The sequence below is a fragment of the Paenibacillus polysaccharolyticus genome, from assembly GCF_900102085.1.
Classification (GTDB): Bacteria; Bacillota; Bacilli; order Paenibacillales; family Paenibacillaceae; genus Paenibacillus; species Paenibacillus polysaccharolyticus.
This window is the reverse complement of record NZ_FMVM01000021.1, coordinates 34,736-50,712: the sequence shown is the minus strand read 5'-3', so window position 1 is coordinate 50,712 and position 15,977 is coordinate 34,736. Positions and strand designations below refer to the sequence as shown.

Annotated in this window: 14 protein-coding genes and 1 riboswitch; of the genes, 9 read left to right on the top strand and 5 right to left on the bottom strand. The window is 46.3% G+C overall.

Translation table 11 applies throughout. The features are described 5' to 3' along the window. Positions 1–8: 8 nt before the first annotated feature. The 4 genes from BLQ13_RS24580 to mmuM all read left to right on the top strand — a co-directional run bounded on the left by BLQ13_RS24580 (position 9) and on the right by mmuM (position 5,012). On the top strand, positions 9–1,109 hold the full coding sequence (locus BLQ13_RS24580; RefSeq protein ID WP_090924338.1) for a GerAB/ArcD/ProY family transporter: 1,101 nt from the start codon (positions 9–11) through the stop codon (positions 1,107–1,109). Beyond that, positions 1,106–2,308, top strand: a complete 1,203-nt coding sequence (locus BLQ13_RS24575; protein ID WP_090924337.1) for a Ger(x)C family spore germination protein — start codon at positions 1,106–1,108, stop codon at positions 2,306–2,308. Before BLQ13_RS24580 ends, BLQ13_RS24575 begins: the two co-directional genes overlap by 4 nt. 138 nt (positions 2,309–2,446) lie before the next feature. Next, positions 2,447–2,548, top strand: a riboswitch (SAM riboswitch). 92 nt (positions 2,549–2,640) lie between these two features. Then, a complete protein-coding gene (gene mmuP / locus BLQ13_RS24570) occupies positions 2,641–4,035 on the top strand; it encodes an S-methylmethionine permease (protein ID WP_090924336.1) in 1,395 nt (464 codons plus the stop codon). Then, positions 4,032–5,012, top strand: a complete 981-nt coding sequence (gene mmuM / locus BLQ13_RS24565) for a homocysteine S-methyltransferase (protein WP_090924335.1) — start codon at positions 4,032–4,034, stop codon at positions 5,010–5,012. Before mmuP ends, mmuM begins: the two co-directional genes overlap by 4 nt. 125 nt (positions 5,013–5,137) lie before the next feature. On the opposite strand, the gene BLQ13_RS24560 is transcribed toward mmuM, so the two are convergent. Both BLQ13_RS24560 and BLQ13_RS24555 read right to left on the bottom strand, forming a co-directional pair. Next, complete coding sequence (locus BLQ13_RS24560; protein WP_090924334.1) at positions 5,138–6,283, bottom strand: outer membrane protein assembly factor BamB family protein; 1,146 nt, start codon at positions 6,281–6,283, stop codon at positions 5,138–5,140. Between the two features lie 240 nt (positions 6,284–6,523). Continuing rightward, positions 6,524–7,345 carry a helix-turn-helix domain-containing protein gene (locus BLQ13_RS24555; RefSeq protein WP_090924364.1) on the bottom strand — a complete coding sequence of 274 codons (822 nt, stop codon included), beginning with the start codon at positions 7,343–7,345 and terminating at the stop codon, positions 6,524–6,526. Positions 7,346–7,580: 235 nt separating this feature from the next. Between BLQ13_RS24555 and BLQ13_RS24550 the strand changes: the two genes are divergently transcribed. Both BLQ13_RS24550 and BLQ13_RS24545 read left to right on the top strand, forming a co-directional pair. Continuing rightward, positions 7,581–8,357 (top strand): sugar phosphate isomerase/epimerase family protein, encoded by a 777-nt coding sequence (locus tag BLQ13_RS24550; protein ID WP_090924333.1) that lies wholly within the window; start codon positions 7,581–7,583, stop codon positions 8,355–8,357. Between the two features lie 93 nt (positions 8,358–8,450). Beyond that, complete coding sequence (locus BLQ13_RS24545; RefSeq protein ID WP_090924332.1) at positions 8,451–9,473, top strand: Gfo/Idh/MocA family protein; 1,023 nt, start codon at positions 8,451–8,453, stop codon at positions 9,471–9,473. A gap of 885 nt (positions 9,474–10,358) precedes the next feature. Here BLQ13_RS24545 and BLQ13_RS24535 read toward each other — a convergent pair. Both BLQ13_RS24535 and BLQ13_RS24530 read right to left on the bottom strand, forming a co-directional pair. Continuing rightward, entirely contained in the window at positions 10,359–11,309 is a 951-nt protein-coding gene (locus BLQ13_RS24535) for an aldo/keto reductase (protein ID WP_090924330.1), read from the bottom strand. Positions 11,310–11,341: 32 nt separating this feature from the next. Next, on the bottom strand, positions 11,342–12,346 hold the full coding sequence (locus BLQ13_RS24530) for a Gfo/Idh/MocA family protein (RefSeq protein WP_090924329.1): 1,005 nt from the start codon (positions 12,344–12,346) through the stop codon (positions 11,342–11,344). A gap of 118 nt (positions 12,347–12,464) precedes the next feature. Here BLQ13_RS24530 and BLQ13_RS24525 point away from each other — a divergent pair, with 118 nt between their 5' ends. The 3 genes from BLQ13_RS24525 (at position 12,465) to BLQ13_RS24515 (ending at position 14,475) form a co-directional block, all read left to right on the top strand. Beyond that, complete coding sequence (locus BLQ13_RS24525) at positions 12,465–13,304, top strand: AraC family transcriptional regulator (RefSeq protein WP_090924328.1); 840 nt, start codon at positions 12,465–12,467, stop codon at positions 13,302–13,304. Between the two features lie 132 nt (positions 13,305–13,436). After that, positions 13,437–13,844, top strand: coding sequence for an RrF2 family transcriptional regulator (locus BLQ13_RS24520; RefSeq protein WP_090924327.1), 408 nt, complete (start codon positions 13,437–13,439; stop codon positions 13,842–13,844). A gap of 178 nt (positions 13,845–14,022) precedes the next feature. Continuing rightward, positions 14,023–14,475 (top strand): nuclear transport factor 2 family protein, encoded by a 453-nt coding sequence (locus tag BLQ13_RS24515; RefSeq protein ID WP_090924326.1) that lies wholly within the window; start codon positions 14,023–14,025, stop codon positions 14,473–14,475. 131 nt (positions 14,476–14,606) lie between these two features. Here BLQ13_RS24515 and BLQ13_RS24510 read toward each other — a convergent pair whose 3' ends face one another. Beyond that, complete coding sequence (locus BLQ13_RS24510) at positions 14,607–15,974, bottom strand: MFS transporter (protein ID WP_090924325.1); 1,368 nt, start codon at positions 15,972–15,974, stop codon at positions 14,607–14,609. Positions 15,975–15,977 lie beyond the last annotated feature (3 nt).

The window sequence follows — 15,977 nt, the reverse complement described above, 5'->3', positions numbered from 1 at the left end:
GCTAAGAAGTGAATGACTCCCAAGTAAAAATAAGCACGACACAAGCCGCGGTCATTATCGTCAATTACATGCTGGGTGCAGGTATATTAACATTGCCTAGGACAACAAGCAAAGCGGTTGGTACACCGGACGTCTGGATTTCGATTATCCTATCCGGGTTGATTATCACGGGTGTAGGAATTATTCTGGTGACTTTGTGTCGACGATTCCCGGAAAAGACCGTTTTCCAATTCACCCGGGAGATTACAGGAAGTTGGATTGCTTACATACTCGGCTGTGCCAACATTATTTATTTTATGGTCATTGCCGCTTTTGAAATTCGGGTGATGGCTGACGTTACCGGAATGTATTTGCTGGAGCGTACACCTACTTGGGCCATTGTGATGGTGTTTATGTGGATTGGAATCTATCTTATTTCCGGCGGACTTCCAGTTATCGTGCGTGTGTTTGAGGTCATTTTGCCGATTACCTTGGTCATCTTTGTGATGGAAATATTGCTGAGTAATCAACTGTTTGAGATCAGTAATCTGAGACCGGTTCTCGGGGAGGGAATTTTACCTGTGATCAAAGGGTTGAAACCTTCCTTGTTATCATACACAGGTTATGAAGTAATGCTCGTCATTACAGCTTATATGCAAAATCCCCAAAAAAGTAATAAGGCGATGACTTGGGGGCTGGGCATATCTACGGCGATTTATTTGATCACGGTCGTTATGGTCGTTGGCAGTTTGTCCTTGGATGGAATTAAAACGAGAACTTGGCCAACGCTCGATCTGGTTCGAAGTTTTGAGATTCAGGGTTTGATCTTTGAGCGCTTTGAATCGTTATTGCTGGTCATCTGGATTTTGCAGATTTTCTCTACGTTTGCGATCACCCATTACTGCGCTTCTGTAGGGATTCGTGATCTATTTAAAGCGAAAAAGATGCGTACCATTATGTACTGCCTTCTACCTTTTATCTATTTGGCAGCCATGATTCCCAAAAATGTATATGAAACATTTGCACTAGGTGACATGTTGGGTAACGTGTCTGTCGTTTTGTTTGCCATTATGCCTCTGATGCTGCTGCTGCTGAGCATTATTCGTAAAAAAGGAGGTAAACACGCATGATTCCACTTCGTTTGTGGATACGTATGATCTGTACGTTACTGATTCTTAGCCTCATCTCCGGGTGCTGGAGCAGCCGGGAAATTGAAGATTTGAGTCTGTATGTGGGTCTCGGCATTGATGTTGGCCAAGAAACCAAATTTGAGAAAACAATAGCAGCCCAAGGAGGGGGCTATCCCAAAGAAGAAAATGTCACCGCAACAGTGCAGATTGCCCCTGGAAAGTCGAGCAGTCAGCAGAGCGAACAGGGTGGTTCACCTTCTTCTGGCAAATCTTCGTATTCCAATGAACAGCTTACCGGGGATTCCTTGCTCCAGATTTTCCGCCAGTTTGCCCTGCGCCGGGATCGCCCGCTCATTGGGCATCATCTGAAAGTGATCGTCATTTCCAAAGATATTGCTAAAAAGTATGGATTACAACAGTTGCTTGATTTTGTGCTACGGGATAACGATATTCGCCCCAATTGTCTTGTACTAATCAGCCATCACCGTGCGCTTGATGTACTCACTTCTAGAGATCCTTCTCGAATTCCAGCTTTTTATCTTACGGGAATCACAAATAACTCGTATATATCCAATAAGATAATGGAGCCGGTTTCCCTTGCCAAACTGGATGCAGAGATGCAGTCTGGGTCTAGCTTTTTGCTTCAAAACGTGTTAAATGCAGATGGTGAGGACAAGTTTTCAGGAGGCAGCATTTTTAAAGCCAAAACAACGAAATTTATTGGTGAACTTAGCCAAACGGATCTGGAGGCATTATCCTGGATTAAGCCGAAGGAGCGAGGCGGTGTCATTAAAACATACAGTAAAGAAGGTTTCACTGTCCTCTATGAAATTAAGAAAAAGACCACAAAAATTATTCCAAAGGTGGTTCGCGGAGATATTTCGTTCCATGTGAAGGCAGAGTCCGAAGGCTGGTTAATGGAGGATTGGCGGGCGCCCGAAAAAGAAGAAAAGGGAGCTTATCTGAAAGAACTGGAGAAGGATTTTGCTAAAATCGTAGATCAACAGATCGATCAAATGCTCTATAAACTCCAGCATACGTATAAAGCTGACGTTGCCGGTTTTCGGGACAGCATTCGCATCCATTATCCAAAAACGTGGAAAAAGGTAAAAGATAACTGGGATGAAGTGTTTGCGACAGTACCTATTACCTATGAGATTAAAACGAGTATTATAAATCCGGGTTCCTCTACAGAGTAGCTCTTTACTCCCCGTTCGCAAAAACTTTATGTGTTAATTTCAGCACAAGAATATGGAAAGCTCTGCTTGGGTCGGTTATCGTGTTTATTTAAATGTTGACACATCAGGCAGCAGTCGATATAGTTATACAAAATCATTTTCTTATCCAGAGAGGTGGAGGGACTGGCCCTTAGAAACCTCAGCAACAGATCTGAAGGATACTGTGCTAATTCCAGCGGGTGAAAGCCTGATAGATAGGAGCGTTTGTTTTTATTTGTCAGTTACGGCGCACTCTTCAGGAAAGAGTGGGTCTTTTTTGTTTGTTCTGGATGAAGAAGCAGGGAGCAGGTTATATGGAGAATAGTAACGATAAAGGCCAATTTCAGCGAAAAATGCAAACGAGGCATGTAGTTATGCTCTCTCTTGGTGGCGTCATAGGAACAGGACTGTTCCTTAGCTCAGGGTATACCATTCAACAAGCCGGACCACTGGGTACGATTCTTTCTTATCTGATTGGCGCTTTGGTGGTGTACCTGGTGATGCTCTGTCTTGGCGAACTGTCTGTGCATATGCCGGAGACGGGTGCATTCCATAGTTATGCAGCCAAATATATTGGACCCGCTACAGGATACACAGTGGCCTGGCTGTACTGGCTTACTTGGACCGTAGCGCTCGGATCAGAATTTACAGCCGCAGGACTGCTTATGCAACGCTGGTTTCCATCTGTGAACGTCTGGATCTGGAGTGCACTGTTTGCGCTGATGATCTTCCTGTTTAATGCGTTCACGGTAAAGCTGTTTGCCGAATCCGAATTTTGGTTCTCCTTAGTGAAGGTGATGACAATTGTCATCTTTATCATTCTTGGTGGTGCCGCCATGTTTGGTATTATTCCGATGGCAAATGCTGAACCGGCTCCGTTCTTTTCCAACATTACTGCGTCCGGGTGGTTCCCGTATGGAGCGACTGCGATCCTCATGACGATGCTGGCAGTCAATTTTGCCTTCTCGGGCACGGAGCTGATTGGTATTGCCGCAGGCGAAACGGAAAATCCGGAAAAAACAATTCCGAAGGCCATTCACACCACGCTGTGGCGTTTGATTATTTTCTTTATTGGCACGATCGTTATTCTGTCTGCTTTGTTGCCGATGTCAGATGCGAGCGTGCTGGAGAGTCCGTTCGTTGCTGTCATGGAGCGGATCGGTGTTCCATATGCAGCCGACATCATGAACTTTGTTATTTTAACGGCGATTCTATCCGCAGCGAATTCGGGGTTATATGCTTCATCACGGATGCTCTGGTCATTGGCGGATAAAAAGACGATCTCTCCATGGTTTGCGCGCCTGACGAAACGCGGTGTGCCGTTCAATGCACTTGTGCTTAGTATGGCCGGTGGTGCACTGGCTTTACTGTCCAGCATCATTGCGCCGGGAACTGTCTATATTACGCTTGTTTCAATCTCAGGTCTTGCTGTGGTAGTTGTCTGGATGAGCATCAGCGTGTCTCAATACATGTTCCGTAGACAGTATCTGCGGGAAGGACATGACGTGAAAGACCTGGTTTACCGAACGCCGCTGTATCCATTTGTGCCTATCGTTTCATTTGTATTGTGCCTCGCATCCTGCATAGGTATCGCTTTTGACCCAACACAGCGGATTGCTTTATACTGTGGTATTCCATTCATTATTTTGTGTTATATTGTGTATTATTGGACGGATCGTACGAAGAAGAAAAGAGGGCTGACTTCATGACACAACGTGAGCAAACGAATGATATAAATTTGGTTCAACGTATTCTGGACGAGTATCCAATCATGATTCTGGATGGTGCACTGGCAACGGAACTGGAACAGCATGGCTGTGATCTGGATGACCCGCTCTGGTCTGCACGTGTGTTGCTGGAGAACCCGGATGTTATCGTGAACGTGCATGCTGATTATTTCCGAGCAGGGGCAGATTGTGCAATTACCTCCAGTTATCAGGCAACAGTGGAGGGCTTCCGCAAGCGTGGCATTGGAGAAGAGGCTGCCTTGGATCTGATTCGCAAAACAGTGGAACTGGCGGCGAAGGCCAGAGATGATGTATGGGCAGAAGTGCAGGCAAGTGGAGCAGGCGATGCAGGTGAACGTCGTCCGCGGCCTGTCGTTGCTGGCTCTGTTGGCCCATACGGTGCCTATCTGGCAGATGGTTCGGAATATGTGGGACATTACGGTGTATCAGATGAGACACTGGCTGCATTTCACCGACCTCGTATGGCTGCGCTGATTGAAGCAGGAGCTGACGTACTAGCATTCGAGACGATTCCTTCGTTGCAGGAAGCTCGTGTTCTTGTAGAATTGCTTAAGGAGTTTCCAAATGCTCAAGCGTGGATTTCGTTTTCATTAAAAGATGGGACAAGCATCAGCGAGGGAACATCGCTTGAGGTATGCGCACAGACATTTGGCTCTGAACCGCAGATTGCGGCAGTCGGCCTGAACTGTGCTCCGATGGAAGTGGTCACGGAAGCCATTGGTATCCTGCGCCAAGCTTGCGATAAACCAATCATCGTGTACCCGAATTCAGGTGAAACCTACGATGCCGAGACCAAAACATGGAGTGGCCAAGGTTCCTGCGGCAGCATGAAGGACGCATCAGAACAATGGGTTGCCGCTGGTGCTCAGATTATTGGCGGATGCTGCCGCACAACACCGTATCAGATTAGTGAGCTGGCGAAGAAGTGGCGGGGTTAAAAGATTAGGGTTGTAGGTTAGATATATAGTCGTAGTTGAAGATAAAAAGCCCTCACTGATCCATGACTGGATTGGTGGGGGCTTTCAGTATGAATCAGAATTAACATCCATGTTTTTTTGATATGCTATTTACTTAATTGTGTGCTAACTAAGGTACGTCCTTTGTTGTTAATGAAGTAAAGACCTGTCTTGTTATGCAGATACATAGATTCATTCTCGAGATCCAATTCGCCGCTGTTAATCACTTGCAAAATGTTCAGGTTATTTGTGTCCATAATAATAAGTTCTTCTTTGTCATCCTTGACGGATGGAAACATAAAACTTTTGGCATCCAAAGCCATATTAATAAGTCCTGCTCGCAGGTATGGCTTCTCGGCAATCATTCTACCTGAAGACGAATAGAGTTTAATTCGATTATTTTTAACGTCTACATATAAAAAACGATCTTCCAGAGCATAAAGCTCGGTTGAGTATTCCTTATAAGGAAGTTGTTTGGTCCAGTTGAGTTGTCCTGTGCTGTTGTACCCTTTAAGCGTCATCGTATTTTTGTAGATATTATAATGCAGGAATGTGCCGTCAGATAGTCTCCTAATTCTGTTGTAGCCTTTGCTGCCAGCAATCGTTTTAATTTTTTTTCCGGTGTTCAGGCTAATCAAGTACAGATCGGGATGATCTCCAAATTTACTGCCGACAATCATGTCTCCATCAATCTGGTACATAAAATATGGAACTTTTAACTTTTTGCTTAACTTCCCTTTTGTATTGTAATAGTAGAGGGTACTGCTTTTATTATCGTCAGAGTTCCAGAATAAATATAAACTTCCATTTTCGCCTGGGCTGGCTGCCTCAGCCCCGCCTCGCCTCCACTCTTCTGGCGCCCCTGGCAAAGTAGCTGTCCATATGACTCGACCTGTTGCTATATGCTTGGCACTCACTTTATTATTTTTAAAAATGAATATATATCCATCATCGGAAATTTGATATTCATTGTCCGTTGGCATCGACCAAAGGAGTCTCCCTGTTTTGGCATCAACACTATCGATATAATAGTCATTATTCTTACCTGCCTTATTGATGAGTAGGCTCTCATTCCCCGTAGCATCTATAACTTTCCTCATTGAATGTGAACTTGTGCTGCTCTTTCCACCGTTGGTAATATCATATTCCCATTGAGGCTGTAGGAAAGCTTGAGCCAGAGTAGGCTCAGACGGGATAACAAGAAAGAGGCATAGGCTGGCTATGAACCAGTATTTAATCCGCTTTAATTTCATGAATGGTAGACTCCTTATGTAATATTCTTTTCATTTTGTACCTATTCCATAGTTATCACTGCATTGTGATGGAGGTAAATATAATCTGGACCTAACGTTGCAATTTGGTTGTAAAAAGAAATTAACTCCCTTTCCATAGTATGGAATAAGTCGTAACTTATGTGTTTATGATAAAAGAGAAGCTGCACATAAGGTGCAGCCTCGGTTGAGAAGTACAACTATTTTAACTTACACATTAACTTAAACATGTTCCAGGTCATCGATCGGTTCATGCTGCTTTGATTTTTGGTATTCCGCTGGAGACACGCCAAAATGCGCCCGAAATACCCGGTGAAAATAGGAGTAGCTCGCAAAACCGCAGGACTCGGCAATATGCTCTAGTGTCATCTCGCTGTATTTCATACGCTCAAGTGCCGCATTCAGTCGGATCTCTATGGCATATTGGATCATGGTCTGATTGTAGTGTTCCTTGAATAAACGCACGGCCCGCGATAGACTCAGTCCGGCATAACGGGCAGCTTCCTCTAATTTGAACGTAACCGTGGCATGTTCTTCGATAAAACGCTTCAGCTTAAGTGCAGAAGAAACGGCCCGGTCGGTCTGGATATTTTCCGTGATCGCCCGATCAATGTACAGGCATAATCCACGTAGCAGAGCGTCCTTTAGCTCCGTATTTTCCTCCAGCGGGCCGCGACGTTTCTCCAGTAGCATGTTGCGCCACAGGCTGATCAATTTGTCATCCAGACCAATACGGCTTACCGTCGGACGTTGCTGGCGTTTCCACCACTTTTCAATCCAGTCGCCTTCACAGAAGAGATAGTAGTCCCCACTCGACAAACGCCCTTCCTTGTGTGGCTCATCTACGACGAGGCGATAATCGTCCCCTGGTTTTAATAAAAGCAAATCACCGCTGGTCATACGGAATTCCTCTTCCTGTACATATACTTTGCACGAGCCTTCCGTCTGCAAGCGGAACAGATAGGTGGCTAGCTCGCCTTTCATATTATGGGTGAATGCCTTGTAGTGATAGGAGTAATCACAGATCAGTACGGATGTGTCCAAAGTTTCCACAGATGTACGTCCCCCAATCATTCGATCCTGTTATATCATCGATTCATCATCCTGTCCGAGTGCAGTTAAACGGCTGAAATGATGGGACAATCCAGGATGGAAATAAAATTTGATCAGATAGTTCATGTTTCGATTATATTGTATATGTTCATTTTAGCCTGTTTTGCGTTAGGATGATACCAGATAGAGCAATGTAAGCAAATTTGAGAGCAGAGGAGTATCTGTCATGAAAAAATTGAACATTGGTTTGCAACTTTTTACACTTCGTGATGAAACTGCAGCAGATTTTCGTGGTACACTGCGCAAAGTGGCCGCCCTTGGATACGAAGGGGTTGAATTTGCCGGATATGGCGACATTCCAGCAGAGGAAATGAAAGCGCTACTAGATGAGCTGGGTCTAAAAGGTTTTAGCAGCCACGTGTCCCTTCATGCGATGCGCGAAGACCTGCAAAAACAAATTGATTACCTGAAAACAATTGGTGCACAATATATGATCTGCCCTTATCTGATGCCGGAAGATCGCCCGGACAATGCAGAAGGCTGGACAAAGCTGTTTGAAGAATTGCAACAGTACGGAGCCGAAGCAGCGAAACAAGGTTTGATCTTTGGTTACCACAACCATGACTTCGAATTCCATGGTCAAGTTGGGGATGCAAATGCTTTTGATGCGATGTTCGCTCAAACGACTCCAGAAGCGGTACAAGTGGAAATGGACGTATGTTGGGTACAGTTTGCCGGACAAAATCCAATCGAGTATATTAATAAATATGCGGGCCGTTTGCCGCTGCTTCACTTGAAAGATTTCAGCAAAGACGAGCAGGGTCAGATGAAAACACTGGAGCTGGGACAAGGTGAAGTGGATCTGTCGGCTGTAATTGAAAGCGCAACAAATGCAGGGGTAGAGTGGCTGATCGTGGAACAGGATGTATGTCAGAACCCTCCGCTTGAGAGCGTTGAGAACAGCCACAACTGGCTGAAACAAAACTATCTGAACCAGTTTTAAGAGTTAGTCCTAATTTCTAGCTCTAAAGTCGTTCTCAACATAACATCTAACCGTGTCAAACATGAATCTAATTGTCAAAGGAGAATTTTGTACATGAGTAAAATTAAAGTTGCTGTATTCGGCTGTGGAGCCATCGCTCAGCGCAGACATATTCCAGAGTACGCTGCCAATGAGAACGTAGAACTTGTCGCATTTGCTGATCCGGTAGTGGAGCGTGCGCAGGAAATGGCTGAAATGTACGGCGGTAAAGCATATTCCAGTTATGAGGAATTGCTTGCAAACGAAACAACAGTGGAAGCGGTGAGCGTATGCACACCGAACTATCTGCATGCCCCAATGACGATTGCCGCTGCTAATGCGGGCAAGCATGTGCTGGTTGAGAAACCGATGGCGGTTTCCACTGAAGAAGGCGAGCAAATGATTGAGGCGGCTAAGAAAAACGGGGTATATCTGATGGTAGGTCACAACCAACGTCTGATGCCTCCTCACGTGAAAGCCAAAGAAATTCTGGATTCCGGCCGATTGGGCAAAGTGCTGACCTTCCGTACTGCTTTTGGTCACCCGGGTCCGGAAGGCTGGAGTTTAGACGGAGCAGGTAGCTGGTTTTTCCGCAAAGAAGAAGCTATTATGGGCGCGATGGGTGACCTTGGCGTACACAAATCCGACTTTATCCGTTATTTGCTGAACGATGAAGTGTCCGAAGTGGCTGGTTTCATCAGCACGCTGCACAAAGAAGGTACGGATGTGGATGACAACGCGACATGTTTGCTGCGTATGAAGAGCGGCGCAATCGGCACACTCGTAGCCAGCTGGACACAATACAGAGGCGGAGACAACAGCACCGTGCTGTGGTGTGAGAACGGCGTAATGAAGATCGGTACAGTGGAAGGTGACGAGGTCATCGTTGAGTTGACCAATGGTACGGTTGAAACGTATAAAGTTGGCGCGATGGCTACCAATGAAAAACAAGTACCAAGCGGCGTGATCGATGCATTCGTAGAATCCATCGTGACCAAGACGCCTCCATCCATCTCAGGTGAAGAGGGCTTGCGTTCCCTGCAAGTCATTCTGGCTGCGTTTGAATCCGAGAAAACAGGTCAGATCGTTAAGCTGTAACAGACTTAATAGGTCGTAACAGGCTGTAATAGACTGTAATGGACTATATTTAGGATAGAAATTGCTATTGGTTTGCAATCATTAAATTTAGAGGACATTCCCCAGCGCAGTGTGCTGGTGGATGTCCTTTTTATGTGAGTCATCAGTTGGCATGCGACTGTTAAACACATTACATGCTCGTATAGGATGCAGGCAGAATATAAATTTAATCGAAGGGACATTCTCCAGCAAACTATACTTGGGAATGTTTTTTTGCGAGTAATCTAGGGAGAAATCGTATGTGCAAACATCAGGATTGCGCTAACGATCTCAGATGAGCTTATTTGCATGATTTTGGCAGTCGGAAAAATGTAACGATCACCAGCGACGCTATTTCTCTAAAAATACCTCTAAAAGGGCAAAATTTAGGGTCAAATGGGAAAATAGCGTTTCCTGTGATCGTTAGATTTGAGAATAGGCTAAAATCGGCAGAATAGCCTCATCTGAGATCGTTAGAAATTCAGCGCATGTCTTTTGGCTGTAATCGTCGGCTCAAAGTACCACAAATGAGGGGTTTACTGTGTATCCGTGAGTAATTATACTTTGCGACGGGTGCGGGTGCGGGTGCGGGTGCGGGTGCGGGTGCGGGTGCGGGTGCGGGTGCGGGTGCGGGTGCGGGTGCGGGTGCGAGGTGTAATGCCAAAAACAGCAGCTCCAGCTATTGTTCAACTTCGTAGAGCATGTTGTTTAACTGGCGTCTCTCCATTAGTTCAGTTGCACAGCTATCAAAAAAAACGGGACAAGGCAGAAAATCCGTTACCTTGATCCCGTTTTTAGCTTGATTTGTGGTTTATTTTAAGATTTGTTCTTTGCGTTTAGCAAGTTTAGAATTTCAGGACATTATCTTCAGACGCCGGCTGGCTTAACCTCACTAGCCAGATCGATCCAGGCGATCTCTTCCGAAGTTAGCGTAATGCGGGATCCTTCGTCACAGGAGAGTAACTCTGCCTGATTTTGTGCCCCAATCAATGCGCAGGTCGGGAAGGATTGATTCAATACATAGGCTAACGCAATCTGAATCGCCGTTGTATTCTTGGATGCAGCCAATTCCCCGGCACGACGCAGTCGTTCCCAGTTGCCATCACTGTAGAATACACGCACCAAGTCTGCATTGTCGCGTACCTCTGGTGTGAATCGACCAGTGAAGAAACCACGAGCCTGGGAAGACCAGGACAGGAGCGGCAGTTTTGTTTGCTCATGCCATGCGAGCGTTTCGGCATCCGCCGATACACAGCCTGCCCAGAATGGCTCGTTCGCTTTGGCGAGACTGAGGTTCGGGCTGCTGAACGTGAATCCTTTGAGACCATGGGAGGCGGCATAAGCGTTAGCTTCTTCTAACCGCTGCCAGGTCCAGTTGGAGGCGCCGATGGCGCCGATTTTGCCAGACTCGATATGTTCGTTTAGTGCCTCCAGAATGGCAGCCACAGGCATGTTAGGATCATCCCGATGCAGTGCGTACAGCTCGACATGTTCCGTCTGTAAACGCTCAAGGCTTTCAGTTAGGTCTTTGCGAATGGCATCCGCATTCACGCGAGGGCCGTTCTGGTCATGGTGTGCCCCTTTGGTGAGAATCACCATCTGGTCGCGATTGCCGCGTTCCTTCATATAACGTCCCAGTACCTCTTCGCTCTGTCCGCCGCAATAGATGTGCGCTGTATCTACCGTGTTGCCGCCGATCGCCAGAAACGCATCCAGGTTGGTTGCAGCTTTCTCATACGTATCATGAAAGAAATAGTCTGTTCCTTTGATTAGCCTTGAGACTTTTTTGCCAGCACCGGCGATTTCAATAAATTCCATAGATTAAACCGTCCTCTCTTATATAAAGTTCCTCACAACGTAATTCGTGTACGTTCTTCTGCCGAGCGCAGACAAGCTTCAAGGACTTTCATATTGGCTGCCGCATCGGAAGGGGCGAAACGAAGTTCTTTGCCCTGAAGTACAGCGCGAGCCATATCATCCCCTTGTAATGCATAATGATTGACCTGTTGCACCTCCACTTCACGACGTTCACCACCTGCCGTAACAAAGAAGTTTGAGGTGCTGTCTGTACGAGCAATATAAGCCGAAGGGACTTCAATAATACCCTCAGAGCCAAGTACCTCCAGCGTATTACGGAAGGCTGCCCACATACTGCTGTCAAACGTAACACCAACATGGTTATCGAATTCAAGCAGTCCGGAAGCCATCATATCCACCTGATCATGCTCTGGTGAGAACATACCGATAACAGTCACTGCCTTCGGCTCCTGTCCCAGCAGGAGGCGAGCCGCACTAATGGAATAACAGCCGATATCGTACAGCGCGCCGCCACCCCATTCTTTACGGAAACGCACGTTGCCGGACGAACCCGAATTGTTAAACGAAAACGTACTGTGGATGCCACGAATTTCACCAATCTCGCCGCTGGCAATAATCTCCCGAATCTGGTCATAACGCGGATGATGGCGGTACATAAACGCTTCAGCCAAATGCACGCCTGCATCTGCACAAGCTTCAACCATTTCCAGAGCTTCTTTTTCCGTGAGAGCGAGTGGTTTTTCGCATAAAATATGTTTGCCAGCCTGTGCTGCGCGAATCGTCCATTCCCGGTGCAGATGATTCGGAAGTGGAATGTAAACGGCATCAATTGAATCATCTTCTAAAATGGCCTCATAGCTTCCGTAAGCCTTTTCAATTCCAAGTTTATCAGCGGTTTGCTGTGCTTTATCGAGATCACGGCTGGCAATAGCGGTAACCTCGTTCAACTCCGATTGCTGCAAGCCAGGAATGACGGAACCTATTGCAATGTTGGCGCTGCCGAGAATGCCCCAGCGTAACTTTTGAACAGAATTCATAACTTGTTTCCTCCTGTATTTGAATGTATATTGTGATTATAAAGAATAGATGAATGAATTAAAATGATAATATATTGAATTGAATTAACACAATATTGCTTAATGGGGTGAACCAAACATGATGAGACAAACCGTATTGCTGACCCTGCAGGATATCCCCTATTTCTGTTACCCGGAGTCCGTTGGACATTATACGGATCATACCCAGCACGCTGTATTACGTGAGGCAGGGGTGCTTAATAATTTCAACATTCACTATGTTGCGGCAGGTAAAGGATATGTGGAGGCCGATGGGATAGTGCACGAGCTTCGGGCAGGTCAAGCGGTGCTCTATTTTCCGCATCAACGGCAACATTACTATAGTAGCGAAGATGAGCCGTGGGACGTACGCTGGGTCCATTTTTACGGGGAACGGTTGCATGATTATATGCTGGAACGGGGATTGCACCGCAACCTTTTATGGACGCTGAGACAGCGTACTTCCTGGGAGGACGCTCATCTGGCGTTGCTTGAAGAGGTGGAACAGAACCGGATGCTTCGTCCAGCCCAGTTGTCCACGTTGACCTATGCTCTGCTGGCGGAATTTGTACAGCATGCGGTACCCCTCAAGAACACACGTACCACGAGCAAAACGGAGAGCCGAGTGCTGTCGTTATTGCCGCAGATGCAGCAGGAGGCTTGTGAGCCTTTTCTGTTACAAGACTGGGCAGATCGCGCAGGAGTGAGTACGTATTATTTTTGCAAAATGTTCAAGAATGCCGTAGAGATGACGCCAATGGAGTTTATCACACGTTCACGGCTACAGATGGCCAAGCAGTGGCTACTTGAACGCCCGTCGGCCAACATTGGGCAGATTGCCGAGGAAGCGGGATATCCTAATGCGAGTTATTTTAACCGTCAGTTTATGGCGCATGAGGGCATGACACCTACTGATTACCGTGGGCTTTACCATAAATAAAAAAGAAAAATGGATGAATCAAACCTTCAGCAAAGCCATCTACCTTGGGACTCTCATGTGGATTCGTTTGACAGGGCCTTCAATCAGGTCTATTATGGATAAATTAAATCCGTATATATGAGGTGTCCTCTCATGAAATATTCCAAAGCGACCAACTATGCGCTCCACACAATGTTATATCTGGTTAGCACTGCGCCTGAGCAACTGATTAGCGTGCATCAACTGGCTGAATTTCAAAAAGTCTCCCCAACGTACCTGTCCAAAATACTAACCAAACTGGTCAAAGCGGGCATGATCGAATCCACATCCGGTGCCAATGGCGGTTATCGACTTAGTCGCAAGAACCCTGATCCTTCTTTTCTGGAAATCATTCATGCCATCGAAGGCAAGGCTTCCTTGTTTGAATGCTCACAGAATCATAATGCAGCGTGTTTGATCCAGCAGGTTATGGTTCAGGCGGAGGAAGAGATGGAAAGTTTCCTGCAACATAAAAAAATGTCTGAGCTCGCATCCCAGATGAGGGAAGCTCATTCGCTGTAGCATTTATCGCTCTGGTGTGGCTCATGTATGTTTCTATTCCAGTAAGATTGGGTAATGTTTCTAGATTTCTCACTTGGTGCGGCGTTGTGCCTGACAGAAGGGCAATGCTACAATAAGGAAGAGGAAGATACTATAAATACATACTTAATCACATCTTACACCTCTGGAGGGAAAACACATGAGCCAAACGACGACGATGACGGAACTGGAGCAACTGCTTGCACTCGAAAATATTAGAAATACCAAGGCGCGTTATTGCCGCTATATTGATACAAAAGCATGGGATGAACTCGGTGACGTGTTTGCTCCCGATGCCGTTGCCGATTTCAGTACGGAAGGCAATCCGATTCCGGTTTTGACTGGACGTGACACGATTGTACAGGTATTCCGTGACCTTGTAGACCCGGCGGTGACTGTGCATCACGTACATAGTGCGGAGGTGGAGTTTGTATCTGCCACTGAAGCGAAGGTTATTTCTCCGATGGAGGACTGGGTAACGTTTCCTGAAGGTAACGAGAACAAATCTTTCCACGGATTCGGGCATTATCACGAAACATTTGTCAAGATCGATGGACAGTGGCGCATTAAGCACACCAGCTTGAAACGTCTGCGCCTGGATCTGTTTGAATAACGAAATGTAAATATAGTGAGATCGGAAAAGAACCTGAACAATTTCAGGTAAAACAAAGGAAGAAGCCGTTAATTTTATTGGCTTCTTCCTTTGTTTTATTGAAGTATTTTTAAATTAGTTAGAGGTTAATATTACGCCACCTTATCTTTCCGTGGTTGCATCCTCAGATAGATTTGCGAAAAGATAACCGATGCGAGGCCGACTGCAGTCATTCCCCAGAAGATAAAGCTATACGCTGAAGATAGTTGCATGTTCTGCATCGCGGTCAAAGCAACCCCGGTTACAGCTACGCTGAATGCACCGCTGAAAAATTGACTGAGTTGGAACAATCCCATGCCTGCGCCCACTTGATCCATGGACAGATTGCCCGACAATTCGTTGGATACGCTGGTCGTCAAGGAAGAGAAACCAACGCTGAGCAGCATGTACACAACCATGATGGCATAGATGCTTTGATCTGCAAACAGAGCAAACAGTCCAGCAGCCGCCAGGAGTAGCCAAGGTGCAAACTTCAGTAGCAATGTATTACCATGACGATCAATCATACGCCCGATGCGGTTGGACAGTAGCATGGACACAAGCGCACCCGGGAAAATCACCAGTCCTGATTGTGCGGGTGTCAGTCCATAGAGATGAGCCAGAACCTGTGGCAACAGGAACAGGGTGGCGAAGTTATTAATATACGATACAATTCCTAGTGAGCTGAGGATCATATATTTTTTGTCTTTGAACAATGCGGGTTGCACAAACGGATCAGTTGCACGGCGAATGCGGAACCAGAACAGCAACAGTGCGCTTACCCCGATAATAAGTGTAATGACCTGACGAGAAGTCAGGAATAATAGAATCCCGGTTGTACCGATGGCAAGCAAGACCGCACCGAGCATGTCGAAGGAACCCTTTTGCGGCGTTTCTCGCGGTAACAGTTTATAAAAAACAGGAATTAAAAATAGCGCTAAACCGGTAACGATAAACAGATCATGCCATCCCAAAAACTGTGTAATGCTACCGCCAAGTACCGGACCGAGTCCCAGACCTAGCGAACTGGCGGACATGATGACGGCCATCGATTTACCCCGGCGGTCATTCGGAATGTAGCGTGTAATTAGCACAATCGCTAGTCCCGGAACGGATGCTGCACCTGCAGCCTGAACCAGACGGGCAATGAGCAGAACAATGAAATGGTCACTGAAGAAACCCAGAACAGAGGCGGCTCCAAGTAGCGTAAGCCCGGTTGTAAACAAGGTGCGTATCGGTACAAAATCGGACAAACGTGAGAATGTAATCGAGGAAATCGCAAATACGATGGAATAACCCGTAACAATCCAGGATGAAGCGACAGAGGTCAGCTTGAATTCGGCTGCAATTTTGGGCAGAGCCAGATTAAACATCATTGTGTTCATTACGACGAGCACAACGGTGAATCCAAGCAACGCCACAATTAATCCTTCTTGTATGCTAGTCCGTTCCATCGGAGTTGCCGTAGCCGTGTTGTTCATAAA

What these genes read in the sequence shown, in the direction of transcription:
- BLQ13_RS24510 (WP_090924325.1), bottom strand. Translation starts at nt 15,974, where the DNA reads ATGAACAACACGGCTACGGCAACTCCGATGGAACGGACTAGCATACAA.
- mmuP (WP_090924336.1), top strand. Translation starts at nt 2,641, where the DNA reads ATGGAGAATAGTAACGATAAAGGCCAATTTCAGCGAAAAATGCAAACG.
- BLQ13_RS24545 (WP_090924332.1), top strand. Translation starts at nt 8,451, where the DNA reads ATGAGTAAAATTAAAGTTGCTGTATTCGGCTGTGGAGCCATCGCTCAG.
- BLQ13_RS24550 (WP_090924333.1), top strand. Translation starts at nt 7,581, where the DNA reads ATGAAAAAATTGAACATTGGTTTGCAACTTTTTACACTTCGTGATGAA.
- BLQ13_RS24515 (WP_090924326.1), top strand. Translation starts at nt 14,023, where the DNA reads ATGAGCCAAACGACGACGATGACGGAACTGGAGCAACTGCTTGCACTC.
- BLQ13_RS24520 (WP_090924327.1), top strand. Translation starts at nt 13,437, where the DNA reads ATGAAATATTCCAAAGCGACCAACTATGCGCTCCACACAATGTTATAT.
- BLQ13_RS24575 (WP_090924337.1), top strand. Translation starts at nt 1,106, where the DNA reads ATGATTCCACTTCGTTTGTGGATACGTATGATCTGTACGTTACTGATT.
- BLQ13_RS24560 (WP_090924334.1), bottom strand. Translation starts at nt 6,283, where the DNA reads ATGAAATTAAAGCGGATTAAATACTGGTTCATAGCCAGCCTATGCCTC.
- BLQ13_RS24535 (WP_090924330.1), bottom strand. Translation starts at nt 11,309, where the DNA reads ATGGAATTTATTGAAATCGCCGGTGCTGGCAAAAAAGTCTCAAGGCTA.
- BLQ13_RS24525 (WP_090924328.1), top strand. Translation starts at nt 12,465, where the DNA reads ATGATGAGACAAACCGTATTGCTGACCCTGCAGGATATCCCCTATTTC.
- BLQ13_RS24530 (WP_090924329.1), bottom strand. Translation starts at nt 12,346, where the DNA reads ATGAATTCTGTTCAAAAGTTACGCTGGGGCATTCTCGGCAGCGCCAAC.
- mmuM (WP_090924335.1), top strand. Translation starts at nt 4,032, where the DNA reads ATGACACAACGTGAGCAAACGAATGATATAAATTTGGTTCAACGTATT.